This is a genomic window from Enterobacter cloacae complex sp. Mu1197 (assembly GCF_040059225.1).
In the GTDB taxonomy this organism is placed as follows: Bacteria; Pseudomonadota; Gammaproteobacteria; order Enterobacterales; family Enterobacteriaceae; genus Enterobacter; species Enterobacter quasiroggenkampii.
In genome coordinates this window covers 1,960,457-1,983,159 of the sequence record NZ_CP157375.1, presented here as the reverse complement: position 1 = coordinate 1,983,159, position 22,703 = coordinate 1,960,457, and the positions used below count along the sequence as shown (strand labels likewise).

Annotated in this window: 24 protein-coding genes; 10 read left to right on the top strand and 14 right to left on the bottom strand. The window is 53.3% G+C overall.

The annotated features are described in order from the left end of the window. Positions 1–96 precede the first annotated feature (96 nt). From ABFV38_RS09405 to lpp, 4 genes are all read left to right on the top strand, one after another. A complete protein-coding gene (locus tag ABFV38_RS09405; RefSeq protein WP_348959230.1) occupies positions 97–1,467 on the top strand; it encodes a cystathionine beta-synthase in 1,371 nt (456 codons plus the stop codon). Positions 1,468–1,478: 11 nt separating this feature from the next. Continuing rightward, positions 1,479–2,624, top strand: a complete 1,146-nt coding sequence (locus ABFV38_RS09400) for a PLP-dependent aspartate aminotransferase family protein (RefSeq protein WP_348959412.1) — start codon at positions 1,479–1,481, stop codon at positions 2,622–2,624. A gap of 377 nt (positions 2,625–3,001) precedes the next feature. Further along, the gene (pykF, locus tag ABFV38_RS09395; protein ID WP_045284943.1) at positions 3,002–4,414 is read left to right on the top strand and encodes a pyruvate kinase PykF; all 1,413 of its coding nucleotides are present in this window, start codon (positions 3,002–3,004) and stop codon (positions 4,412–4,414) included. Between the two features lie 309 nt (positions 4,415–4,723). Continuing rightward, complete coding sequence (gene lpp, locus ABFV38_RS09390; protein ID WP_010430241.1) at positions 4,724–4,960, top strand: murein lipoprotein Lpp; 237 nt, start codon at positions 4,724–4,726, stop codon at positions 4,958–4,960. 60 nt (positions 4,961–5,020) lie between these two features. Here the strand turns inward: lpp and ABFV38_RS09385 are convergent, their stop codons facing one another. The 7 genes from ABFV38_RS09385 to sufA form a co-directional block, all read right to left on the bottom strand. After that, positions 5,021–6,034 carry a L,D-transpeptidase family protein gene (locus ABFV38_RS09385; RefSeq protein ID WP_348959228.1) on the bottom strand — a complete coding sequence of 338 codons (1,014 nt, stop codon included), beginning with the start codon at positions 6,032–6,034 and terminating at the stop codon, positions 5,021–5,023. Between the two features lie 97 nt (positions 6,035–6,131). Then, the gene (gene sufE / locus ABFV38_RS09380) at positions 6,132–6,548 is read right to left on the bottom strand and encodes a cysteine desulfuration protein SufE (protein ID WP_348959226.1); all 417 of its coding nucleotides are present in this window, start codon (positions 6,546–6,548) and stop codon (positions 6,132–6,134) included. A 14-nt stretch (positions 6,549–6,562) separates the two neighbouring features. Continuing rightward, on the bottom strand, positions 6,563–7,783 hold the full coding sequence (sufS, locus tag ABFV38_RS09375) for a cysteine desulfurase SufS (protein WP_348959225.1): 1,221 nt from the start codon (positions 7,781–7,783) through the stop codon (positions 6,563–6,565). Next, entirely contained in the window at positions 7,780–9,051 is a 1,272-nt protein-coding gene (gene sufD, locus ABFV38_RS09370; RefSeq protein ID WP_348959223.1) for a Fe-S cluster assembly protein SufD, read from the bottom strand. Before sufD ends, sufS begins: the two co-directional genes overlap by 4 nt. Further along, positions 9,026–9,772 carry a Fe-S cluster assembly ATPase SufC gene (sufC, locus tag ABFV38_RS09365; RefSeq protein WP_048027583.1) on the bottom strand — a complete coding sequence of 249 codons (747 nt, stop codon included), beginning with the start codon at positions 9,770–9,772 and terminating at the stop codon, positions 9,026–9,028. The genes sufD and sufC overlap by 26 nt, the downstream gene beginning before the upstream one ends. A gap of 9 nt (positions 9,773–9,781) precedes the next feature. Beyond that, the gene (sufB, locus tag ABFV38_RS09360) at positions 9,782–11,272 is read right to left on the bottom strand and encodes a Fe-S cluster assembly protein SufB (RefSeq protein WP_348959221.1); all 1,491 of its coding nucleotides are present in this window, start codon (positions 11,270–11,272) and stop codon (positions 9,782–9,784) included. 8 nt (positions 11,273–11,280) lie between these two features. Next, positions 11,281–11,649, bottom strand: a complete 369-nt coding sequence (gene sufA, locus ABFV38_RS09355) for a Fe-S cluster assembly scaffold SufA (protein WP_008500631.1) — start codon at positions 11,647–11,649, stop codon at positions 11,281–11,283. A 470-nt stretch (positions 11,650–12,119) separates the two neighbouring features. Here sufA and ABFV38_RS09350 point away from each other — a divergent pair, with 470 nt between their 5' ends. Both ABFV38_RS09350 and tssD read left to right on the top strand, forming a co-directional pair. Continuing rightward, positions 12,120–12,644: a DUF2778 domain-containing protein gene (locus ABFV38_RS09350; RefSeq protein WP_348959219.1), complete on the top strand. Its 525-nt coding sequence runs from the start codon at positions 12,120–12,122 to the stop codon at positions 12,642–12,644. 242 nt (positions 12,645–12,886) lie between these two features. Further along, a complete protein-coding gene (gene tssD / locus ABFV38_RS09345) occupies positions 12,887–13,378 on the top strand; it encodes a type VI secretion system tube protein TssD (RefSeq protein WP_045910305.1) in 492 nt (163 codons plus the stop codon). 182 nt (positions 13,379–13,560) lie between these two features. On the opposite strand, the gene ABFV38_RS09340 is transcribed toward tssD, so the two are convergent. Both ABFV38_RS09340 and ABFV38_RS09335 read right to left on the bottom strand, forming a co-directional pair. Then, on the bottom strand, positions 13,561–14,289 hold the full coding sequence (locus tag ABFV38_RS09340) for a MerR family transcriptional regulator (protein ID WP_039266180.1): 729 nt from the start codon (positions 14,287–14,289) through the stop codon (positions 13,561–13,563). Positions 14,290–14,477: 188 nt separating this feature from the next. Further along, positions 14,478–15,698 (bottom strand): diguanylate phosphodiesterase, encoded by a 1,221-nt coding sequence (locus ABFV38_RS09335; protein ID WP_039266179.1) that lies wholly within the window; start codon positions 15,696–15,698, stop codon positions 14,478–14,480. A gap of 339 nt (positions 15,699–16,037) precedes the next feature. On the opposite strand from ABFV38_RS09335, the gene ycgZ reads away from it, so the two are divergent. The 4 genes from ycgZ to fdhF all read left to right on the top strand — a co-directional run bounded on the left by ycgZ (position 16,038) and on the right by fdhF (position 19,251). Further along, positions 16,038–16,277, top strand: a complete 240-nt coding sequence (ycgZ, locus tag ABFV38_RS09330; protein ID WP_348959217.1) for a regulatory protein YcgZ — start codon at positions 16,038–16,040, stop codon at positions 16,275–16,277. 4 nt (positions 16,278–16,281) lie between these two features. After that, complete coding sequence (locus ABFV38_RS09325) at positions 16,282–16,602, top strand: hypothetical protein (protein ID WP_048222719.1); 321 nt, start codon at positions 16,282–16,284, stop codon at positions 16,600–16,602. Between the two features lie 29 nt (positions 16,603–16,631). Further along, positions 16,632–16,910, top strand: a complete 279-nt coding sequence (locus ABFV38_RS09320) for a biofilm development regulator YmgB/AriR family protein (RefSeq protein WP_023327185.1) — start codon at positions 16,632–16,634, stop codon at positions 16,908–16,910. A gap of 190 nt (positions 16,911–17,100) precedes the next feature. Further along, positions 17,101–19,251, top strand: a complete 2,151-nt coding sequence (gene fdhF / locus ABFV38_RS09315; RefSeq protein ID WP_262805516.1) for a formate dehydrogenase subunit alpha — start codon at positions 17,101–17,103, stop codon at positions 19,249–19,251. Positions 19,252–19,317: 66 nt separating this feature from the next. On the opposite strand, the gene ABFV38_RS09310 is transcribed toward fdhF, so the two are convergent. From ABFV38_RS09310 to ABFV38_RS09290, 5 genes are read right to left on the bottom strand one after another with little or no spacing between them, the layout of a single operon-like run. After that, positions 19,318–19,959, bottom strand: coding sequence for a LuxR C-terminal-related transcriptional regulator (locus ABFV38_RS09310; protein WP_348959214.1), 642 nt, complete (start codon positions 19,957–19,959; stop codon positions 19,318–19,320). Positions 19,960–19,962: 3 nt separating this feature from the next. Further along, positions 19,963–20,649, bottom strand: a complete 687-nt coding sequence (locus ABFV38_RS09305; protein ID WP_348959212.1) for an EAL domain-containing protein — start codon at positions 20,647–20,649, stop codon at positions 19,963–19,965. Positions 20,650–20,692: 43 nt separating this feature from the next. Further along, a complete protein-coding gene (locus tag ABFV38_RS09300; protein ID WP_196346182.1) occupies positions 20,693–21,202 on the bottom strand; it encodes a fimbrial protein in 510 nt (169 codons plus the stop codon). 54 nt (positions 21,203–21,256) lie between these two features. Next, positions 21,257–21,766 carry a fimbrial protein gene (locus ABFV38_RS09295; RefSeq protein WP_045910298.1) on the bottom strand — a complete coding sequence of 170 codons (510 nt, stop codon included), beginning with the start codon at positions 21,764–21,766 and terminating at the stop codon, positions 21,257–21,259. A gap of 11 nt (positions 21,767–21,777) precedes the next feature. Then, complete coding sequence (locus ABFV38_RS09290; RefSeq protein ID WP_072052290.1) at positions 21,778–22,701, bottom strand: fimbrial protein; 924 nt, start codon at positions 22,699–22,701, stop codon at positions 21,778–21,780. Positions 22,702–22,703 lie beyond the last annotated feature (2 nt).

Genomic DNA, 22,703 nt, shown 5'->3' with positions numbered 1-22,703 from the left:
ATATTCCTTTCTGTTCTAAACGGCAGTGAATGGTTCTTTATTGAGAAAATTTCACCGCCCTATCATCCCGTCATGACATCCAGAAAGGAAAACATCATGACGATTTATCACTCCGTCACCGAACTGATTGGTCGTACCCCGCTGATCCAGCTGCATAAGCTTGATACCGGTCCCTGCTCGCTGTTCCTGAAGCTGGAAAACCAAAATCCGGGCGGGTCGATTAAGGATCGCGTTGCGCTGTCGATGATTAACGAAGCGGAACGTACCGGCCAGCTGCAGCCAGGCGGCACGATTATTGAGGCCACGGCGGGCAATACCGGTCTCGGCCTGGCCCTGATCGCCGCCCAGAAAGGCTACTCGCTGATCCTGGTGGTGCCGGACAAAATGAGCCGCGAGAAGATTTTCCACCTGCGCGCGCTGGGTGCCCAGGTGGTGCTGACCCGCTCCGACGTCAACAAGGGCCATCCTGCCTATTACCAGGATTACGCCCAGCGTCTGGCGAACGAACTGCCCGGCGCGTTTTACATCGACCAGTTCAACAACGAAGCCAACCCGTTGGCGCACCGCACCACCACGGCGCCGGAACTGTATGAACAGCTTGACGGCAAAATCGACGCCATCGTGGTGGGCGTCGGCTCAGGCGGCACGCTGGGCGGCCTGCAGGCGTGGTTCGCCGAGCACTCTCCGCACACGGAATTTGTCCTGGCTGACCCGGCTGGATCCGTTCTCGCCGACCAGGTGGAAACCGGACGCTACCACGACGCGGGCTCCTGGCTGGTTGAGGGAATTGGCGAAGACTTTATTCCTCCGCTGGCCCACATTGAAGGGGTGAATCGCGCCTGGCGCATCACCGACCGCGAGGCCTTCACCACCGCGCGCGAGCTGCTGAAAACGGAGGGCATTCTGGCGGGCTCCTCCAGCGGCACGCTGCTGGCGGCCGCGCTGAAGTATTGCCAGGCACAAACCACGCCGAAGCGGGTGGTGACCTTCGCCTGCGACAGCGGCAACAAATATCTCTCGAAGATGTTTAACGACGACTGGATGCGACAGCAGGGGCTCATCACGCGTCCTCAGGCCGGCGATCTCTCTGACTACATCGCCCTGCGCCACGATGAAGGCGCCACCGTCACCGCTGCCCCGGACGACACGCTCTCTACCGTCCTGGCGCGCATGCGTCTGTATGACATCTCCCAACTGCCGGTGCTGGAGAACGGCAAGGTGGTGGGCATTATCGACGAGTGGGATCTCCTGCGGCATATCGGCGGCGACGGCGATAGCTTCGCGCTGCCGGTGACGGCAGCCATGACGCGTCAGGTCGAGTTCCTTGATAAACACGCGCCGGAAAGCGCCCTGAACGCCATCTTCGACCGCGGCCTGGTGGCCGTCATTAATGACAACGACCGTTTTCTCGGTCTGATTACGCGCAGCGACGTTCTGACCGCCTGGCGCAACCGTCTACAGCAATAAAGGAATCAATGATGAAAAATCTGGCCACCCTCAGCGTACACAGCGGCGAATTCAACGACCAGCACGGCGCCGTCATGCCGCCGATTTACGCCACCTCGACGTTTGCGCAACCCGCGCCCGGGGAGCATACCGGTTATGAGTACTCCCGCAGCGGCAACCCTACCCGCCATGCGCTGGAAACGGCGATTGCCGAACTGGAAGGCGGCACGCGCGGCTACGCTTTTGCCTCCGGTCTGGCGGCCATCTCCACGGTGCTCGAACTGCTGGATAAAGACAGCCATATTGTCGCCATTGATGACGTTTACGGTGGGACGTACCGCCTGATCGAAAATGTGCGCAAGCGCAGCACCGGGCTGCAGGTCAGCTGGGTTAAACCGGACGACCTGGCCGGGCTCGAGGCCGCCATTCGCCCACAGACGCGTATGGTGTGGGTCGAGACGCCGACCAACCCGCTGCTGAAGCTGGCCGATCTGGCGGCCATCGCGGCCATTGCCCGTCGTCATAACGTCATCAGCGTGGCGGACAACACCTTCGCGTCGCCGGTGATCCACCGTCCGCTGGAGTCTGGTTTCGATATCGTGGTGCACTCTGCCACCAAATACCTTAACGGCCACTCTGACGTGGTGGCCGGGCTGGCGATTGTCGGGGACAACAAGGAACTGGCGGACAAGCTGGGCTATCTGCAAAACGCGGTGGGCGGCGTCCTGGATCCGTTCAGCAGCTTCCTGACGCTGCGCGGTATTCGCACGCTTGCGCTGAGGGTCGAAAAGCACAGCACCAACGCGCTGGCGATTGCGCAATGGCTCGAGCAACACCCTCTGGTCGAAAAGGTGTTCTATCCTGGCCTGGAATCGCATCCACAGTATCAGCTTGCCCGCACGCAGATGGCGCTGCCCGGTGGCATGATTTCCATCGTGGTAAAAGGCGATGCGCAACGCGCCACCGAGGTGATTCGCAACCTGAAGTTGTTCACTCTTGCGGAAAGTCTGGGCGGCGTGGAGAGTCTGGTAAGCCAGCCTTACAGCATGACGCACGCCTCGATTCCGCTGGAACAACGGCTGGCGAACGGCATTGTGCCGCAGCTGATCCGCCTGTCGGTGGGAATTGAAGATCCAAAAGACCTGATTGCGGACCTCAGCCAGGCGCTGCAAAAATAAGCAAACGGCGGCAGGTTACTCACCTGCCGCCATAAGTTGTCATCATGGCTTAACGCCTTGATAACAATATTATGTGAAACAGCATTGATTATTTCTGAAACACCGTTTCCATTTTCCTTTTATCTTAAAATCAGCGTATAATGCGCGCCAAATCCCTGGTGAATGGTTTCAGCGCTTGGAATACAAAAAACAACGTACAACTTCTTCTCTCCTTCGTTGGGCTGTCACTCAGGCACACTTTCTTCTGCACGCTCATTTGATGTCTCCTATCCTTAGTGCGTGTCATATACTCTTTTGCAACACAGGTTTGACTCCGCGGCGGTGCGCCCCCGGAGCGAGATTTCCATATCCTTCCCAACTTAAAGACTAAGACTGTCATGAAAAAGACGAAAATTGTTTGTACTATCGGCCCGAAAACCGAATCTGAAGAGATGCTGAGCAAAATGCTGGACGCCGGCATGAACGTGATGCGTCTGAACTTCTCCCACGGTGACTACGCAGAGCACGGCCAGCGCATCCAGAACTTGCGCAACGTGATGAGCAAGACCGGTAAAAAAGCGGCCATCCTGCTGGATACCAAAGGTCCAGAAATCCGTACCATCAAACTGGAAGGCGGTAACGACGTCTCTCTGAAAGCGGGCCAGACCTTCACCTTCACCACCGACAAATCCGTCGTCGGCAACAGCGAAATCGTTGCAGTGACCTACGAAGGCTTCACCAGCGATCTGTCCGTCGGTAACACCGTGCTGGTCGACGATGGCCTGATCGGTATGGAAGTCACCGCTATCGAAGGCAACAAAGTTATCTGTAAAGTGCTGAACAACGGCGACCTGGGCGAAAACAAAGGCGTTAACCTGCCGGGCGTCTCCATCGCGCTGCCAGCCCTGGCTGAAAAAGACAAACAGGACCTGATCTTCGGCTGCGAGCAAGGCGTTGACTTCGTCGCGGCCTCCTTCATCCGTAAGCGTTCCGACGTGGTTGAAATCCGTGAGCACCTGAAAGCGCACGGCGGCGAGAAGATCCAGATCATCTCCAAAATCGAAAACCAGGAAGGCCTGAACAACTTCGACGAAATCCTCGAAGCGTCTGACGGCATCATGGTTGCACGTGGCGACCTGGGCGTTGAAATCCCGGTTGAAGAAGTGATCTTCGCGCAGAAGATGATGATCGAGAAGTGTGTGCGCGCGCGTAAAGTGGTTATCACCGCAACGCAGATGCTGGACTCCATGATCAAAAACCCACGCCCAACCCGCGCTGAAGCAGGCGACGTGGCAAACGCCATCCTCGACGGTACTGATGCAGTTATGCTGTCCGGCGAATCCGCGAAAGGTAAATACCCGCTGGAAGCGGTCGGCATCATGGCGACCATCTGTGAACGTACTGACCGCGTGATGACCAGCCGTCTGGACTTCAATAACGACAGCCGCAAGCTGCGTATCACCGAAGCAGTATGCCGCGGTGCAGTAGAAACCGCTGAGAAACTGGAAGCCCCACTGATTGTGGTTGCCACTCAGGGCGGTAAATCTGCGCGCGCCGTGCGTAAATACTTCCCGGATGCGACCATCCTGGCCCTGACCACCAACGAAACCACCGCTCGTCAGTTGGTGCTGAGCAAAGGCGTCGTTGCGCATCTGGTTAAAGAGATCGCCTCTACTGACGATTTCTACATTCAGGGTAAAGCACTGGCTCTGGAAAGCGGTCTGGCACAGAAAGGTGACGTTGTGGTCATGGTTTCTGGCGCGCTGGTACCAAGCGGCACCACCAATACCGCATCTGTTCACGTGCTGTAATAATTCCCGAACGAATTAATTTGGATAAAAAGCGCCCGTCGGGCGCTTTTTTTATTCCTGGCATTAGCCAAAGTCATTCAAAATGCAAATCGGGTTTTTCTATTTAATTGCGAATTATCTAAGATGAATCCGATGATAAATGCCTTTTTTTCCTTAGATTTTTACCCGAAACCGGCTGATTCGATGCTTCTTTGAGCGAACGATCAAAAATAGGTGTATTCCCATCAAAAAAATATTCTCAACCCAAAAAACTTTGTGTAATACTTGTAACGCTACATGGAGATTAACTCAATCTAGAGGGTATTAATAATGAATCGTACTAAACTGGTACTGGGCGCGGTAATCCTGGGTTCTACTCTGCTGGCTGGTTGCTCCAGCAACGCTAAAATCGATCAGCTGTCTTCTGACGTTCAGACTCTGAACGCTAAAGTTGACCAGCTGAGCAACGACGTGAACGCAATCCGTTCCGACGTTCAGGCTGCTAAAGACGACGCAGCTCGCGCTAACCAGCGTCTGGACAACCAGGCTACTAAATACCGTAAGTAATAGTACCTGTTAATAAAATGGCGCACATTGTGCGCCATTTTTTTTGCCTGCGTCAAACGGCTACTGCGTCACCTTCTCCCCTTCATCTTCCGCTACCGCAGCAGATACCCGGCTGTTCTGCACCGACAACACGCTATTGCTGGCTGACGGGCCGCTACCGGCCGACACGATAACCGGGATCCCGGCGCGACGTGACAGCGCTTTATCAATTAGCGCCTTATCGCTTCCCGCCTGGGAAACAAAGGTCGCAAACTCGGCGGAATGGGTAATGGGCGAGACCTGTGGATTTTCCCCTTCTACCTGCGCCAGCGGACGGTGGACCTCAATATAGCGTCTACCATCCGGCTCAACGGAAAACTTCACGGGTTCATTAATAATCTGCACCCGCGTGCCCACCCGCACCTGTTCGAACAGGGCCTTAATGTCCGGAGCGTTCATCCGCATACAGCCAGAACTGACCCGCAGGCCGACGCTGTCCGGCGCGCTGGTACCGTGGATAAGATATTCCCCATTCCCCACGCCTAAACGCAGCGCGAAGCGTCCCAGGGGGTTATTTGGCCCGGCAGGAACAACCGGAGGCAGTTTAATGCCCTGCTCCAGAGAGCGTGCTCTGATGCCAGGCGTGGGTGTCCAGGTCGGATTAGGGATTTTCTGGCTTACCCGCGTGGTCGTCACCGGCGTTTCCAGCCCCAGCTGACCAATGCCCAGGGGGAAAACCTGAACAATGTTTTGCCCCGGCGGGAAGTAGTAGAGCCGAAGCTCAGCGAGATTCACCACAATTCCCTCGCGGGGCGTATCCGGCAACAGCATTTGCGACGGAATGGTTATCACGGTTCCCGGCGCAGGGTTTACCGGCGCAATGGTATTGTTGGTTTCCAGGATCACCTGCGCCGCCGTATTAAACCGACGGGCAATGGTCTGCAGCTTATTATCCCCTTCCTGTATCGTGTAGGTTTGATTTTGCCCAATCAGACGACTGCCTGCGGGCGGCAACGGATAGTCCATCGCACGGGCCGAATTAACGGCACCGAGCGAACTGAGGAGTAATAGAGTAATGAGAGACGCGCGCTTCATGCTGAGATTCCTTATTCACTGACAGAACGCCAGAAAGCTGAAAAACCAGCGAGGTGGGAACCACCTCGCGAAACAGAATGAATGCAGTTCTGTAAGTCTAGCTAAGGATTGCAGCTTTGGCGCGGATGGCGCGAATCATCGCTTCCAGTCCCTGAGAACGGGACGGGGTGAGGTGTTGGGTTAAGGCCATTTTTTCAAACCATGGACGGACATCGAACGCGACGATATCCTGCGCCGACATCTGCTGGTAAAGGCTAAAAACGACGGCAATAAGCCCTTTAACAATGGCGGCATCGCTGTCGCCGCGCAATTCGATCGTGCCGTCATCAGACTGCGCCATCACGATCCACACCTGGCTCTGACAGCCCCGAATACTGTTCTCTGCGCTGTGCGCCTCTTCACCGAGCGGTGGTAAGCGTTGTCCCAGCTCAATGATATAGAGATACTTCTCTTCCCAGTTTGCGCAACGCGAGAAGTTGCGCAGTAATTTATCTTTGTCCGGCAGCTCTGCCATCTTTCGCCTCTCCGTTAGCCCAGCAGCTGGTGAATGCGCTTAAGCCCCGCCACCAGCCTGTCGACCTCTTCCGTCGTGTTGTACATCACCAGCGATGCGCGGCACATTGCCGGTACCTGGTAAAACGCCATCAGCGGCATGGCACAGTGGTGCCCGGTACGGACCGCCACGCCGTAGTTATCGAGAAAACTGCCCACGTCATAGGCATGGTGTTTCCCGAGATTAAACGCAATCACCCCTTGCCGATCGGCAGGCCCGTAGAGGGTCAAATCCGGCACGCTGGCAAGTTCCGCCAGCGCGTAGCGCATCAGCAGCTGTTCGTACTCCTGAATGGCGTCCAGGCCGATGGCAGAGACGTAGGAGACCGCCGCCCCCAGCCCGATAATCCCCCCGGTGTTGGGCGTGCCCGCCTCAAAACGCCACGGCGCGCGCGCGTAGGTCGTGCCTTCCGTCAGGCTGACGGTGGCGATCATCGACCCGCCTCCTTCCCACGGCGGCATCGCCTGCAGGATCTCTTCTTTCACATACAGCACGCCGATCCCGGTCGGCCCATAGAGTTTGTGGCCTGAAAAGACGTAGAAATCACAGTCCAGCGCCTGGACGTCAACCGCGTGGTGCATCACCGCCTGGGCACCGTCAATCAGGACCTTTGCGCCTGCCTGATGGGCCTTTTCGACGATCTCTGCCACCGGGTTTTCTGTCCCCAGCACGTTGGAGACCTGGGTAACCGCCACCAGCCGCGTACGGTCATCCAGCAAGAGGTCAAGCTGCTCAAGCTGAAGCGTTCCGTCAGCGTTTAGCGGGATCACCCGCAGCTGGGCGCCCACGCGCTCGCAGAGCATCTGCCACGGCACGATATTGGCGTGGTGCTCCATCTGGGTGATGATGATGTTATCCCCCGCGTGGACCTGCGCGTTGCCCCAGCTGTTAGCGACAAGGTTGATCCCTTCGGTGGTCCCGCGAACAAAGACCAGTTCTTCCGGCGAGCGGGCATTAAGGAAGGCGGCAAGCTGCGTGCGCACGTTTTCCATCCGCTGGGTCGCCTCGGCGCTCAGGGTATGAATACCGCGATGCACGGCAGCATAGCCGTGGCGATAGAACTCGGCTTCGGCATCCACCACCTGATTCGGCTTCTGCGCGCTGGCCGCGCTGTCCAGGTAGGCCAGCGGCAGACCGTTTACTTCACGGGTCAGAACCGGGAAATCTGCCCGCACTTTCTCGACGGGAAAACTCATGCTTCGCCTCCAGGCAGGCGCTGACCGATCCGATCCAGCACCTGCAGTTTTAACTGACCATCGTGCAGCGCTTCCGTCAGTTCGGCGGCAAACGCGTAGATAATCATTTTCTGCGCCGCCTGCTTGTCGATGCCGCGCGAGCGCAGGTAGAACATCTGCTCGTCGTCGATTCGCCCGACCGTCGCACCGTGGCTGCATTTGACGTCATCCGCGTAGATTTCCAGCTGCGGTTTGGTGTCCACCTCCGCCAGTCGCCCTAACAGCAGATTGTTGTTGGTCATCTGCCCGTCGGTTTTAATGGCGTGCTGCGCCACGTTAATCAGGCCGTTAAACACCGCGCGCCCTTTATCACTGACGATGGTTTTGTGCAGCTGGCGGCTGTTGCAGTAGCCTTTGTTGTGCTCCAGCCACGTGCGCGTGTCACACACTTCCGATTTAACCGGCATCGCCAGGCTGTTGATGCGCAGCGTGGTGTTTTCCCCGTTAAGCTGCGTGCTGGTGTTGTGGCGCAGCACCGCCCCGCCGAGCAGGAAGCTGTGGCTGTACGCGGCGGCATCCTGTCCCAGGACAATGTCGTTATGGGCAAAGTGGTGGCTCTGGGCATTCTCAAACGCCAGTTTGATGTGGTGTAGCTGGGCATTGGCCGCCACGTTCATCGTCAGACGCGACCCGGTAAAGTGACGCGTCTCATTGAGGCTGACGTAATGTTCGATGACCGTGGCCTCCGCGCCCTCCGCCAGCTCAAGATGGTGACGATAGTGCGCGGTATTGATTTCATCGCCGTCCAGACCCTGAGTGATATGCATCAGCAGCAGCGGCTTTGACGGACGCTGGTTACGCTTCACGGCGATATGCGTCACGCTGCGGGCCAGGCTCTCGGTCAGGTGCAGAAAAACCTCGGGCTGAACCGGGGCGCTCAGGCGCTGGCGATCGTCGTTTATCTCAATCTCAAAGCCGCTCTCCTGGAGCGTGTCGCTCAGTTCCGGACGGAACTGGCCATCGACAAACACCAGGCTCACGGCATCGACACGCAAGGCCAACGCGTCGCGCTGCGCTGGGTTGAGATCCGCCAGACGGGTAACAAACTCGGCGTTCAGCAGGCCATCAAGCGGGGTATATTTCCAGTTCTCATGCTTACGCGTCGGCAGGCCAAGACGCAGCATCTGCTGCAGATGCTGCTGCGCCTGCGCCGAGCGCGTGCCGCCCTGGGCTTCAAACAGCCGGTGCCACTGCTGGAGCGCATTACTGCTGTTCGGTAAGCCAGCCATAACCCTGCTCCTCCAGTTGTTTAACCAGCGTAAAATCACCGGATTTCACAATGCGCCCCTGGTAAAGCACGTGGACGTAATCCGGCTTGATGTAGTCCAGAATGCGCTGGTAGTGGGTGACGATAATAAACGAGCGATTGCCGTCGCGCAGGGCGTTGACGCCGTCAGCGACAATCTTCAGGGCGTCGATATCCAGACCGGAATCGGTCTCATCCAGAATGCACAGCTCGGGCTCGAGTACCGCCATCTGTAGAATGTCGTTACGCTTTTTCTCGCCGCCGGAAAAACCGACGTTCACCGAGCGGGTCAGCAGATCTTCCGGCATTTTCAGCAGCCTGATTTTCTCTTCCATCAGATCCTGGAAGTCGAAGCGGTCGAGCGCCTCCAGCCCACGGTATTTGCGCACCGCATTCAGCGCCGTCTGCAGGAAGAACTGGTTGCTGACGCCAGGAATTTCGACCGGGTACTGGAAGGCCATAAAAATGCCCTCTCCCGCACGATCTTCCGGCGACATCTCCAGCAGATCTTTGCCGTTAAACTCGACCGAGCCGTGGGTCACCTCATAATCTTCGCGCCCGGCCAGCGTTGCAGAAAGCGTACTTTTCCCGGAACCGTTCGGCCCCATGATGGCGTGGACTTCGCCCGGCTTAACGTCAAAATTGAGGCCACGCAGGATGGCTTTATCTTCTACGCTGACCTGTAAATCTTTAATGCTTAACATGTGCTTTCCTTAACCGACGCTGTGTTCAAGACTGATGGCGAGGAGTTTCTGGGCTTCAACGGCAAATTCCAGCGGCAGTTCAGAGAACACGTCCTTACAGAAGCCGTTGACAATCATTGAGATGGCGTCTTCTTCGCTGATCCCGCGCTGCAGGCAGTAGAAGAGCTGGTCTTCCCCAATCCGTGACGTGGTCGCCTCGTGCTCCAGCTGGGCCGTGTTATTGCGGCATTCGACGTACGGGAAGGTATGTGCACCGCAGTCTGCGCCAATCAGCATCGAGTCACACTGGGTAAAGTTTCGCGCATTGGTGGCCGTCGGCATGATTTTCACCAGCCCGCGATAGCTGTTCTGGCTGTGTCCGGCGGAGATACCTTTCGAGATAATGGTCGATTTGGTGTTTTTACCAATGTGGATCATCTTGGTGCCGGTATCCGCCTGCTGATGACCACTGGTGAGCGCCACCGAGTAGAACTCGCCGATGGAGTTATCCCCGCGCAGGATGCAGCTCGGGTATTTCCAGGTGATGGCCGAACCGGTTTCGGACTGGGTCCACGACATCTTGCTGTTTTCCCCTTCGCACAGCGCACGCTTGGTCACGAAGTTCAGGATACCGCCAGTATTGCCGTCGCCCGGGAACCAGTTTTGCACCGTTGAGTATTTCACCTCGGCGTCTTTATGGATGATGACCTCCACCACCGCCGCGTGCAGCTGATAGCTGTCGCGGACCGGGGCGGAGCACCCTTCGATGTAGCTGACGTAGCTCCCCTCATCGGCCACCAGAATGGTACGTTCGAACTGGCCGGTTTTTTCGGCATTAATACGGAAATAGGTGGAAAGCTCCATCGGACAGCGCACGCCTTTCGGCACGTAAATAAAGGTACCGTCCGAGGCCACCGCCGCGTTAAGCGCCGCAAAGAAGTTATCATTTGAAGGCACAACGGTCCCGATGTACTTTTTCACCAGTTCCGGATGATCGTGAATCGCTTCGCCGAAGGAGCAGAAAATGATCCCCTGCTCTGCCAGCTTCTCGCGGTAGGTGGTGGCCACCGAGACCGAGTCAAAGATAGCGTCCACCGCCACCTCTTTCCCGTCGCGCACCGGTACGCCCAGCTGGTTAAAGGCTTCTTCCACCTCTTTGCTGAGGAAACTGTTCTCCGCGCCGGTTTGCTGCACCGCGCCGGGCTGCGAGGCGCAGGTGTCATCACAGCTGCCGCAGGACGGCGCGGAGTAGTAGCTGTAATCCTGGTAGTTCAGCTTGTCATAATGCGCTTTCAGCCAGTGCGGCTCTTCCATCTCCAGCCAGGCGCGGTAGGCACTCAGGCGAAACTCCAGCATCCACTCGGGCTCGTTACGTTTCGCCGAAATCGCCCGCACGACATCCTCGTTGATGCCTTTTGCCAGCTCATCGGTCTGCAGCTGGGTGAAGAACCCCTCTTTATAGTTGAGGTGCCCGCCGCTCCAGGTATTTACTTCACTCGTTGCTTCAGTATTACGAGACATAGTTCCGCCTATACCCCAAAGCTTTCGCCGCAGCCGCATTCGTTCTGGGCTTTCGGGTTATGAAATTTGAATAACTGATTTAAGCCTTCGCGGACGTAGTCCACTTCGGTGCCATCGATAAAGGGCATGGCCTGCAGCGCGACGTACAATTTTGCGCCGTCGGTCTCGAACACCAGGTCATCTTTCTCGGGTTCGGTGACGGTATCAAGCACGTAACCGAAACCTGCGCAGCCGGTCTGTTTGACACCCAAACGCACACCCAGGATCTCGGGCTTTTTCGCCACCAGCTCGTGAATATGTGCCGCCGCCGCTGGCGTGAGCGTTAACCCGCGCCAGGCGAAATCGGCAGGATTAAAGGTTTCTGAATGCAGTTCCATAGGTCCACCTCATCTGATAAGCCATCAGGGCATAACACCATGTTAGTGATAACGATTATCACTTCAACCCTCTGTCAGCAGGGGCATTCGGTTAAACCGCCCTTTTTGCCTACTTTTATTAAGCATAGACCCTGTGACAAGATGCAGGCAGGATGGATTTAATTGTTCAATGCATTGATTAATAATGCATTTCGTCGTGGGGTTTGTGGCGGAGAGGTGAAAAGTAAAATATGCATCGGAAATGCCTATTTTTGAGATAGCCTCTTTGATTGTCGTGAACTCAGTCTAACAGATGCGATTTGGCGCACTAAAAGAAGGCCAGGGCTTCAGGTGCCCGGCCAGCAAGCGCTCCTCAGCAGTAGACAACCTGTTGATGTGAGTCTTTTTCTGAAAATCATACACTCACTCTGGATCACATTATTAATCACTGTAGCATTAACCACACTCTTGCAAAGGAATTAAGGTGGCATATGGCGTTACAGGGAAAGATGATTCTGAATGGCGCAGATTACGCGCCTTTCAATCTGTATGGTGTGGGCGTGTTCATGGCGCATTCCGGGTTGGGAGCCAACAGAAACAATGCCAGTTGCGGACATGTCGCCAATACTGGCCCTATTCCCCCGGGGAAATACTGGATTGTTGATCGCAGGGAGGGTAACTGGTTCTCCCAAAAAAAAGAGGAGATTCACGATGCAGCTAACAGATTTATTGGCCGAAATGCTTTTGGTAAATCTGACTGGTTTGCTTTGTGGCGTGATGACTGGGGTATAGATGATTACGCATGGATAGAAAATGTAAAACGTGGAAATTTCCGACTACATCCCGGCACGGTTTCAAAAGGATGCATAACTATCGCCAACATGTCTGATTTTGCGATGATTCATAACGCGCTAATGAGTACATCGCTTATTCAGGTTCCATGCATACGGTCACTGATGGCGCGAGGATGGGTGGAGGTAGTAGTGGGTGGCTACATTAAAAATCCTTGCTCGTAGGTCAAGTAAAATTATTTATTTTCTCATTTTATTATTTGCGATAGGCCATATATTACCGGGTCCTGAGTCATATATTAACTATGATTTAGCCCGAACAACAGCAATCACTATCACCGGAAATGAAAATGCTGAATCTATGTATGATGCTTATTCATTCATTGACTGGCTTGCAATGCTAATCATCACTACCTCTTTCTATATTTTAACAATGAAGTTAACCAAAAAACTAAGGAAATAATAAAATGCCTATACCTCCCTATATGTGGCTTAAAGACGATGGCGGTGCAGATATCAAAGGATCTGTTGACGTACAAGATCGTGAAGGAAGCATTGAAATTATCGGCCTGAGCCATGGTATAAATTTGCCCGTTGACAGCGCTAACGGCAAAATCACCGGCACCCGCCAACATTCGTCTATGATGATTGAAAAAGAAGTTGATAGCTCTACGCCATATCTTTACAAGGCTGCAGCAACCGGGCAAACGCTGAAAAGCGCAGAAATAAGGTTTTATCACATCAATGATGCAGGCCAGGAGGTCTGCTACTATACCGTTCTTATGGAGAATGTGAAATTAACTGGCGTCCACTGCAGCGTTCCAAATGTTAAGCTGGCGGGAAACGATAAAATGAATCACATAGAAAGCGTCAGCATTCAATATGAAAAAATCACCTGGAGAATTCTTGACGGTAATATTCAATTTTCAGATGCATGGAATGAGCGCCATACTCGCTGAGTATTAATAAGGGGACACAGTCCCCTATTGAACAAGTAGCCAACTGCAAAGCCCCAGAAAAAATTAGATGTTCTTTAAAATTAGCCGCGTAAATCTCATCTGCAGGAATAATGCCTATTCTTGAGATAGATTTTGCATGGAAAGTGACAAAAACAAAAAAAGGCCCTCAAGGCCTCTTACACTCAATGATGGAATGAGACAGCAAACCCCTGCTCACGCCAGTGGTCGAGCTGTTCCTGCTGTCGAGGCGTTGGCGATTTCCCCGTCCAGACGAAGATTTTTTGCCCCGGGAAAAGCTCGGGACGTGGCGAATCAATCGGTTCTGCCAGGACATCAATGTGCCAACCCTTCTGCGATAAGCGCGCGGCTTCAAGCCACAGATGGGTGCGGTCATCACACTCCCAGCCAATCAGGAGCGCATCTTTACCGGCTTTTTTGCGAGACTCCGCCAGGCTTGCGATCGCGAATTCGATCAGGACCCCGTCAAACAGGCTCGCCATGTGACGCACGGTATTTTGGTCCTGGTTCATCCGCTGACGGACGGGAGAAATAATATTGTCAATCAGGGCGTCTATCGGGTGATCGCGGCGGAACTCACCGACTTTGGCGCGCAGCTTTGCCGGGCTGGCATAGCGCAGAACGGTCATCATCTCTTCCTGGAACGAGACCCAGTTACCCTGAGTCAAAACTTCCTTGTTTTCCAGCAAGGCTTTTACTTTCCCGACCGAAACGCCGCTCTTCATCAGGCGTTTGATCTCTTCGATACGCAGGATATCTTCATCGTCAAACTGACGATGACCCCCTTCGCTGCGCTGCGGCTTCAACAATCCATAACGGCGCTGCCAGGCACGCAGCGTAACGGGGTTGATACCGCATCGTTCGGCCACTTCGCCGATACTGTAATAGGCCATTAACTCCCTCACGCTCAGAACTTCCATACCTAACTGCACCAACCTTATCAGATTGTACACACCATTTGTATAACTAAGACCGCATTTTGAACGGGTGAATGGCTTACGACGCCATTCGCCTGTTAATACATTGTTGTATAAAATTTACCGTTCGTACAGTTACGTCTGTCCGATTGCGTACAGCTTTATCACAATTCGAACTTTTTCTCCGGCCACGCAATGGCTGGAATCCCGCCGTGCCGGGGGCTGGCAAAAAGATGCCCCTGGAACTGGGAAATCCCCGCAGATTCCAGCCACATCCACTCTTCCGCCTTCTCTACTCCCACCGCGCAGAACTGGATTTCAAGCGAGGAACAGCATTTGATGATGGCCTGAATAATGGCCTGTCGGGGGCCACTTTTATGCACGTTCGCGACCAAATCACGATTAATCTTAATTCTGTCAGGCTGGAAGTGGGCCAGTAGCTGCAGCCCGGCAAAACCGGCACCAAAGTGATCGATCGTCACGCTGATACCCGCGCTTTTTAACTGCCTGACCGAATCCGTGAACTCATCAAAGCGGGAAATGGCTTCGCTCTCGGTGAACTCCACCACGATTTGTTCAGGTACAAAACCGTTTGCTTCGATCGCGGTAAGCAGAAAATCCACGGCGTTGGGAATGTTAACCAGCGTCATAGGAAGCAGGTTAAGGGATAACGTCTGGTCCTGTAACCCCAGCGCGCTGGCCATGGAGAGCGCCACCTGCTTGCTTTGCAAATCAGACGCGTACACTTCCTCATGCGGAAGGCTGGCGAAATAAGCCCCCGGCGAGTCGCCGGACGGGGTGCGGAGAAGCGCCTCCCAGGAGACAACCTGCTGCATAAATGGATCGACTATCGGCTGGAACGCGAAGCTGCAATCCGCCCCCTTCGCGACCACCTCAGGTTGCGCGGACAAGCGCGTTTCTTCGCGAACGAATTCCCATGAGTCCGCAGGCGGCAGTTCAAAATAGTTCGCTTTTTCCGTGGCCTCGACAAAGGTGCGGAAAAACTGCAGAGGGCGGTCGTTATACGTCAGCTGGTAGCGTGTCGTCCCCTTATTGAGCACCTGCTGCAGTACCTCGTCCCTGTCGAAGTGGCGCAAATCAAAAAGCTCCATACCCACGTTGCCAAAACGCCGGACAGGTCCGTGATCGCGCATTAACTCGACCACGTTATGGTGGCGCGGGTCGTTGCAGATCTGCTCATAGATAGCCGAAACCTGCTCAACCGGCCCTTCCAGCAGTTGAAAAAAATGTGTGCCGTTAAACAGCAAGATCCCCGTGACATTGGATTGCCGATTTTTACGATTTGCAGCAGCGACCATTGCTTCCAGCGCTTTCACTGGAACGTCCTCGCAGATATGACTGCGGTAAATGATGGTTGTGAGCATGCTATTCCTGGGGGTTAGGGTTTTGGCCACGAAAGACGTGGGTAATGTTCATTTATAGCACATTAATTGCCTGACAAATAATTTACATCTCAACCATTTACGGCAGTTAACGAGACCTTTTGACTCGGCTGTACAACTTACCAGCAGCGGCGCTTTTTGTACAATATATCCTGCACTCTACCCCCATCGCAACGCCAACCCAACGCAATGAAAAATAAATGATTTATAAGATATATCGTAAAAAATCTAAAAAATTGTACATTTTACATGTACAGATTTGGAAATTATGTATACCTTAAATGTAACGTTACTGATTACAAAATTTTACAGGAGCGAAACATGCAGCAGAAAGGTTACGTCGCAGATTCCGCAGCAGCAATCGCACAGTACTTCGAAAAAGCCACGCTTCCTACCCAGCAGGAAACGCTGGGCCAGGTGGTTGTTGAAATTCTCAGCGACGGGCGAAACCTTAATCGCAAATCGCTTTGTACAAAATTGCTCAGTCGCCTCGAAAAGGCCGACGGCCCGGAAGAGGAAGAGCATTACCACATGCTTCTTGGTCTGCTCTTCGAACGGTAAGGATATGAATAGCAGTAACGCAGACCGACTGATAGACCAGCTTATCGGTGAAGCCGTTCTCTCTCTTCTGAAAGAGCGGGGACCGGTGACAACTGAAGGCTTGCTACAGCGTCTGCGGGTCATGAAAGAACATGAAAAGGATCCCCAGCGGCGGGAGACACTTGCGGTGGTGATTGCCGAGATCGGCTCAAACAGCACCGCCTTTACACGTCGCAGAACCGCGCAAGGACGAACGAAAAGAGAGGGATCTCTCAACGATAACCGAGACAATGTTGTGCCGTTATTTGGAAGTGGAAAACCGTCCGATCCCAAAAAAATACATTGACTGCAATTTAACAGCTACGGTGAGAACAAATGAGACAAAATATTCAGCTTCAACCCGAATACCACTCTGCTTTTTTAGACAGTGCGCTGGCGGAGTATTTCCGCCATGCAGGCGATCGTTTTGCTGAAGAGTCCGCTATTTTTTCTACGGCAGTACGCTGTGTTCTGGCCTCCGAAGGTCATCTTTCCAATAAAGCGATCATCCTCTGGCTCATTCAGACGCTGGAAGCCACCAATGACGTGGTTCAGGCGGATGTGATTCGTAAGACGCTGGAAATCGTGGTGGGTTACACGATGGACGATCTCTGAGCTCCTGCTCGCCACGCCCCCTAACGTGTCATCGTCAAAACTGACGATCGGCCTGACGATGACACGCGCCCTCCCCGCATAACCCCCTGTAATCCACGCAAAACCAACCTGGCACGGTTCCTGCTTATTTCCGCATACGGGACTGGGTTTCCAGTCAACTTTGCTTCATTTCTTAACAGGTCTGTTATTGATGAAAAAGATCGCCAGCGTCTGCCCGTACTGCGGTGCAGGCTGTAAATTGAACCTTGTCGTTGAAAATAACCGTATCATCCGTGCCGAAGCAGCAGCGGGAGTCACAAACCAGGGCACTTTATGTCTGAAAGGATTTTACGGCTGGGACTTCCTTAACGATACCCGTCTGCTCACCCCCCGCCTCACCCAGCCCATGATCCGCTACCGCAAAGGCGAAGCCTTCACCCCCGTTACCTGGGAAGAGGCGATCCGCTACACCGCCCACAGGCTCAGCAGTATTAAAGCGCAGCACGGGCCGCGGTCGATCATGACCACCGGATCCTCTCGCGGAACCGGCAATGAAACCAATTACGTGATGCAAAAGTTTGCCCGCGCGGTGCTGAACACCAACAACGTGGACTGCTGTGCGCGCGTCTGTCATGGCCCGTCCGTCGCCGGTTTACAGGAAACGCTCGGTAACGGCGCGATGAGCAACTCCATTAGCGATATTGAAAACTCAAAATGCCTGCTGGTCTTTGGCTATAACTGCGCGGACTCCCACCCTATCGTCGCCCGCCGCGTGCTGAAAGCGCGTGAAAACGGCGCAAAAATTATTGTCTGCGATCCGCGGCGTATTGAAACGGCACGTATTGCCGACCAACATCTGCAGCTGAAAAATGGCAGCAACATGGCGCTGGTGAACGCCTTTGGCTATGTGCTGCTGGAAGAGGAGCTGTACGATAAAAGCTACGTGGCGCGCTTTACGGAGGGGCTTGAGGCCTACCGGCAAACGGTAAAAGACTATGCGCCGGAAAAGGTCGAACATCTTACCGGCATCCCCGCCCGTGACGTCCGCCAGGCAATGCGCACCTTCGCGGCGGCCCCTTCCGCCACCGTGATGTGGGGGATGGGCGTGACCCAGTTTGGTCAGGCTGTGGATGTGGTCAAAGGGCTGTCCAGCCTGGCGCTGCTGACCGGGAATCTCGGTCGCCCCGCCGTCGGCGTCGGGCCGGTGCGCGGTCAAAACAACGTCCAGGGTGCCTGCGATATGGGCGTTCTGCCGAATATGTTCCCCGGCTATCAGGATGTGACCGATCCGGCGGTCAGGCAGAAGTTCGCCGACGCCTGGGGAATTGACGTCAATGCGATGGACGATCGCGTCGGGACGCGCATTACCGAAGTGCCTCACCTTGCGCTGGAAGGCAAGGTTAAGGCCTATTACATCATGGGAGAAGATCCGCTTCAGACCGAAGCCGATCTCGGCCTGGTGCGCAGCGGTTTTGAGGCGCTCGATTTTGTCGTGGTTCAGGACATCTTTATGACCAAAACGGCAGAGGTGGCGGACGTTCTGCTCCCGGCCACCTCATGGGGTGAACACGGCGGCGTCTTTACCTGTGCCGATCGCGGCTTCCAGCGTTTTGGCAAAGCCATCGACGCCAGCGGCAACGTGAAGCGCGACTGGGAGATCATCAGCCTGCTCGCCACCGAGATGGGCTATCCGATGCATTATGACTCCAACCAGCAGATCTGGGATGAGATGCGCGCGCTGTGCCCGCTCTTCTACGGCGTGACGTATGAAAAAATGGGCGAGATGGGCCACGTGCAGTGGCCCTGCCCGACGCTGGATCACCCCGGTACGCCGTACCTGTACAAAGACAATCAGTTCGACACGCCGAGCGGTAAAGGGCAACTCTTTGCCGCACCGTGGCGCGCGCCGGCGGAAACCCCGGATGCGGATTTCCCGCTGGTGCTGTGTACGGTACGCGAGGTGGGACACTACTCCTGCCGCTCCATGACCGGGAACTGCGCCGCGCTGCAAAGCCTGGCCGACGAGCCGGGTCGGGTGCAAATGAACCCTGCCGATGCAGAAAAGCTGGGCATTACTGACGGGCAGCTGGTCTGGGTACGTTCACGTCGCGGGAAAGTGATTACCCGCGCCAGCATCAGCGAGCGTATCAACGCCGGGGCCGTCTATATGACCTATCAGTGGTGGATTGGCGCCTGCAACGAGCTGACCCAGGACAACCTCGATCCCATCTCCAAAACCCCGGAAACGAAGTACTGCGCGGTGCAACTGGAGGCGATTGAGGACCAGCGCTGGGCGGAGGACTATGCCGCGTCGGCGTATCAGTCCATGAAGTCGCGGCTGATTAACGCGGTGAATATCTAAGGAAAACACCCTGTAGCTTCTGGTCTACCCGGCCCAATGATAAGTGTTTTTGGAGCCGGGTAAACGCTAACGAAACTGCTCTAATGCTTCGCGAAACAAATTGGGGTTACACCGTTTTTCCAGTAAGCGGTTCAGGAGCTCAAGCAACTCGTGTTCACTGCTCAGGTTGAACTTATGCATAACAGCATACTTATGGGCATAGATCGTCTTTGGCGTGAGCATCATCTCTCTGGCTATGTTTTTGACGGACTCCCCCTTGTAAAGACCGGCCATAATATTGAGTTCGCGCTGTGATAACGTTTTATGCTTACAGCTTTCACAGGCTTTTAAAAAGACAGGGATAGCTGACGCACTGTAGGCCACCCATGCCTGACGGAATACCCTTTTCAACAGATAGAGTGGCGCTGAGCGTGATACAAAATAAGTCTGCTGAATGCAGAACGGTAAAAACGATGATGACGGTTCTTCCGCTTCAGTAATACCAATGATGACGCATTTACGCGCGCTTTTTAATTCTGGAAAGCAGGTATGATGTTCACCCTTACTGAACGCATAAACGATAATTTCCGCCCGGGAAATATTCTCAGGCGCGTAGCCTTTGAGAAAATGGACATTTTTCGCATATTCATTTTTAAAAAAATCGCTAATAAATGACCTGAGGCTATGGTGATATAAAAAATCTTCTTCTTTAATTAAAACATTTATCATTTATCAGACCGGGACATAATCAATACTCAACCTTTTCTCAGGCCAAAGAAATCCTTGCATTAAATTGCATCCTGTACCCTGAGCCAAAGCAAGTAGTTCGTTATCTTCGATGCCTTCTATAAGCACCTGCTCTACCATCAACGAGCAGTAGGCAATCATTGACTTTAATACCCATGGGGAACCTCTGTTTTCCCATAGACTCATTTTATCTACCTTGACACCGTCAAATAAACAAATGCGTTCACCCAGCAGTGACAAATGCTCATGTTTAATATCATCCAGCCATATCTTTGCACCTGTATTTTTTATTTTTTGATGCATGGAGTAAAAAATCTCCTGTTCTTTTTTTGACAATGAAATAAAATTACAGGGATCTTGTATCTCAATAACAATGCCAGAATGCAGGCTGGGCAATAGTTCATCAATCAAAACTGAACGACAGAGTAATTTCGCAGGCACATTAATAAAATACGCTTCACTGTCTACACAAAGAGAAGCTATACGCAACTGCCAGCATAATAAACGAAAGCTAGCATTTAACGACATCTTTTCAAAAAAGGTTTCGCAGTCGATCCCCTGGCGTAAGGCACTTAGCATTTCCCATGCCTTTATCTTTTTTTCCTGTGAAGAATAGATAGGCTGGAACCGAACACCACATATAGCATGCTCAAGCAAGGAATTTATCAGCATGGAAGTCTCAAACTTATTTTTCTTGGAAAAGATATTTCAGCCGTTATTGATAGGTAAAATCAACGTTCATTACCGACAGGAACGTTCCGGCAGTGGAATTTCCTTGCGGCGTAAACATTCTCGCTGACAGCGGAAAGGTTGAACTGCGCGTGCTGCTATCGACATTCACCTGCATTGTGCTGTTTACGCTATATGTTGTCGCATGATCCCTGCTGGCGATACGTAATGCAACATTGTTGCTGGTCCCGCTGTTTTTCCATGCGGTGGGATCTTGCGTATCGGCATTACCGGTAAATTTGGCCGTTACGCTGCTGGTGCCTGCAGGGCAGCTTTGCACCAGCAGATCAAAGTCAGACCAGACGCCCCCATCACCGGCATTAATGAGATTCTGCTTGGTATCTTCCCCCAGATTGACCACTTTAGAAACGGTGCCCGTGTCAACGACACACGGGCTGGCAATGACCTGGCCGGAAATATTAATATTGGAGTCCGCTCTACCCATTAGCGGTAAGGTTAAAAAAACCAATACGACCGAATAATTTTTTATAAACATAGCACACCTCTGGCACCCGCTTATAAGCGGGCGTTCAGCTTTAATCATAATTAATCAGTTATATTGCATGGTGGCAACAATAACGGAATTAATGGTTCCCGGCATGACGCTACCCGATGCAGAATAAGCTTTTGCCTGCATAGCTAACGAGGCGGTACGATCGCCTTGAACGGTTTGGGTCACAGAACTCCCGTTCCCCAACAGATTGCCATTGCTGGCCTGATACAGCCCCACCGCTACGTTAGTCGCGGTCCCTGTGCTCTTATAATAGTTGGCACCTGCGACAGGGTCCGGCGTTCCGCTGAAGGTTACTTGCACACTACTCGTTCCTACAGGGCATGCTGTTATCGGAAGAGTAAATGCCACGGGGGTAGAGGTTGCTCCCGCACTGGCAAGTGTAGAGGCCTGAATAGTCGAACCTAAATCCACGTTCAGGTTGGCACTTCCTCCATTGATTACGCAAGGAGAAGCAACAATAGTACCCGTAACGTTAATATTTACCGTATCAGCCGCCATGGATGAAAAAGATACCATCGCCGCAATAGCCATAAGTTTAAAATTCATGATTTACCCTCCTATTGATAAGTAATATTTAATGTTGCGGTTGCATTCGCCGTACCTGGACTCACTGCCGTCTTAGTTTGATAATAACGGGCTACGATTGGGAATGACTCCAGCCCACCGCCAGATTGCTTAAGGAAAACGGTATTATTAAGATTGAGAGGTGTGCCACCATATAATATTTGCACCCCCACTCCCTGTGCCACCCCCGGACCACCCTGGCCCGATAAGGCTAAAACGCTGGTATTGGCCACATCAGGGTTTTGCTGTCCACTTAAAGAAATGTTGATATTTGCGCCAGGATTGCAGCTCAATCCGAGATTCTGGGCAACCTGAGCATTGGCTGGCGTTGTACCCACTGTTGAGCCAAAGCTTGTCGCAGGGATATTACCTATCGGAAAACTCAGCGAGCCCGAAGAAAGACTGCAGGCAAGTGTTGTAATGCTTCCGCCAGTAATGTTCCATGTCGCAATGAAAAATTGGTTTGAAATAGATATGTTAGCAATTTGTCCACTGCGAAGTGCACCTGATACAGCTGGAGCGGTAGTCCTGACCAACTCAACTTTATACATATAAGAAGCACTATAGCTGCCAATAGTAAATGACATCGGAAAGTAATGATGGAAACCGCCGCCTGAATCATTTTCTGACACACGAATGCCGTATCCACTTACGCCTATATCATAGAGACTATTCCCAAGGGAACTACCACTCATCGCTTCCTGATAATTATTCGTGGAATCAGTACATGAGAAATTCACATTGTAAATACCCGACTGTGCAGCGACAACCGTTCCCGGCGCCACATCGCGCTGCGCAGTAATTGTACTAAAATTCAAATTAAAGTTTTGCGCAGAGATATTGTTCGTACAGCCTGCAAAGCTTTCTACGGATATTAATGTCAAAAGCAACAGCAAAAAATATTTAAATGCATTCATTT

What these genes read in the sequence shown, in the direction of transcription:
- ABFV38_RS09405 (WP_348959230.1), top strand. Translation starts at nt 97, where the DNA reads ATGACGATTTATCACTCCGTCACCGAACTGATTGGTCGTACCCCGCTG.
- ABFV38_RS09400 (WP_348959412.1), top strand. Translation starts at nt 1,479, where the DNA reads ATGAAAAATCTGGCCACCCTCAGCGTACACAGCGGCGAATTCAACGAC.
- pykF (WP_045284943.1), top strand. Translation starts at nt 3,002, where the DNA reads ATGAAAAAGACGAAAATTGTTTGTACTATCGGCCCGAAAACCGAATCT.
- lpp (WP_010430241.1), top strand. Translation starts at nt 4,724, where the DNA reads ATGAATCGTACTAAACTGGTACTGGGCGCGGTAATCCTGGGTTCTACT.
- ABFV38_RS09385 (WP_348959228.1), bottom strand. Translation starts at nt 6,034, where the DNA reads ATGAAGCGCGCGTCTCTCATTACTCTATTACTCCTCAGTTCGCTCGGT.
- sufE (WP_348959226.1), bottom strand. Translation starts at nt 6,548, where the DNA reads ATGGCAGAGCTGCCGGACAAAGATAAATTACTGCGCAACTTCTCGCGT.
- sufS (WP_348959225.1), bottom strand. Translation starts at nt 7,783, where the DNA reads ATGAGTTTTCCCGTCGAGAAAGTGCGGGCAGATTTCCCGGTTCTGACC.
- sufD (WP_348959223.1), bottom strand. Translation starts at nt 9,051, where the DNA reads ATGGCTGGCTTACCGAACAGCAGTAATGCGCTCCAGCAGTGGCACCGG.
- sufC (WP_048027583.1), bottom strand. Translation starts at nt 9,772, where the DNA reads ATGTTAAGCATTAAAGATTTACAGGTCAGCGTAGAAGATAAAGCCATC.
- sufB (WP_348959221.1), bottom strand. Translation starts at nt 11,272, where the DNA reads ATGTCTCGTAATACTGAAGCAACGAGTGAAGTAAATACCTGGAGCGGC.
- sufA (WP_008500631.1), bottom strand. Translation starts at nt 11,649, where the DNA reads ATGGAACTGCATTCAGAAACCTTTAATCCTGCCGATTTCGCCTGGCGC.
- ABFV38_RS09350 (WP_348959219.1), top strand. Translation starts at nt 12,120, where the DNA reads ATGGCGTTACAGGGAAAGATGATTCTGAATGGCGCAGATTACGCGCCT.
- tssD (WP_045910305.1), top strand. Translation starts at nt 12,887, where the DNA reads ATGCCTATACCTCCCTATATGTGGCTTAAAGACGATGGCGGTGCAGAT.
- ABFV38_RS09340 (WP_039266180.1), bottom strand. Translation starts at nt 14,289, where the DNA reads ATGGCCTATTACAGTATCGGCGAAGTGGCCGAACGATGCGGTATCAAC.
- ABFV38_RS09335 (WP_039266179.1), bottom strand. Translation starts at nt 15,698, where the DNA reads ATGCTCACAACCATCATTTACCGCAGTCATATCTGCGAGGACGTTCCA.
- ycgZ (WP_348959217.1), top strand. Translation starts at nt 16,038, where the DNA reads ATGCAGCAGAAAGGTTACGTCGCAGATTCCGCAGCAGCAATCGCACAG.
- ABFV38_RS09325 (WP_048222719.1), top strand. Translation starts at nt 16,282, where the DNA reads ATGAATAGCAGTAACGCAGACCGACTGATAGACCAGCTTATCGGTGAA.
- ABFV38_RS09320 (WP_023327185.1), top strand. Translation starts at nt 16,632, where the DNA reads ATGAGACAAAATATTCAGCTTCAACCCGAATACCACTCTGCTTTTTTA.
- fdhF (WP_262805516.1), top strand. Translation starts at nt 17,101, where the DNA reads ATGAAAAAGATCGCCAGCGTCTGCCCGTACTGCGGTGCAGGCTGTAAA.
- ABFV38_RS09310 (WP_348959214.1), bottom strand. Translation starts at nt 19,959, where the DNA reads ATGATAAATGTTTTAATTAAAGAAGAAGATTTTTTATATCACCATAGC.
- ABFV38_RS09305 (WP_348959212.1), bottom strand. Translation starts at nt 20,649, where the DNA reads ATGCTGATAAATTCCTTGCTTGAGCATGCTATATGTGGTGTTCGGTTC.
- ABFV38_RS09300 (WP_196346182.1), bottom strand. Translation starts at nt 21,202, where the DNA reads ATGTTTATAAAAAATTATTCGGTCGTATTGGTTTTTTTAACCTTACCG.
- ABFV38_RS09295 (WP_045910298.1), bottom strand. Translation starts at nt 21,766, where the DNA reads ATGAATTTTAAACTTATGGCTATTGCGGCGATGGTATCTTTTTCATCC.
- ABFV38_RS09290 (WP_072052290.1), bottom strand. Translation starts at nt 22,701, where the DNA reads ATGAATGCATTTAAATATTTTTTGCTGTTGCTTTTGACATTAATATCC.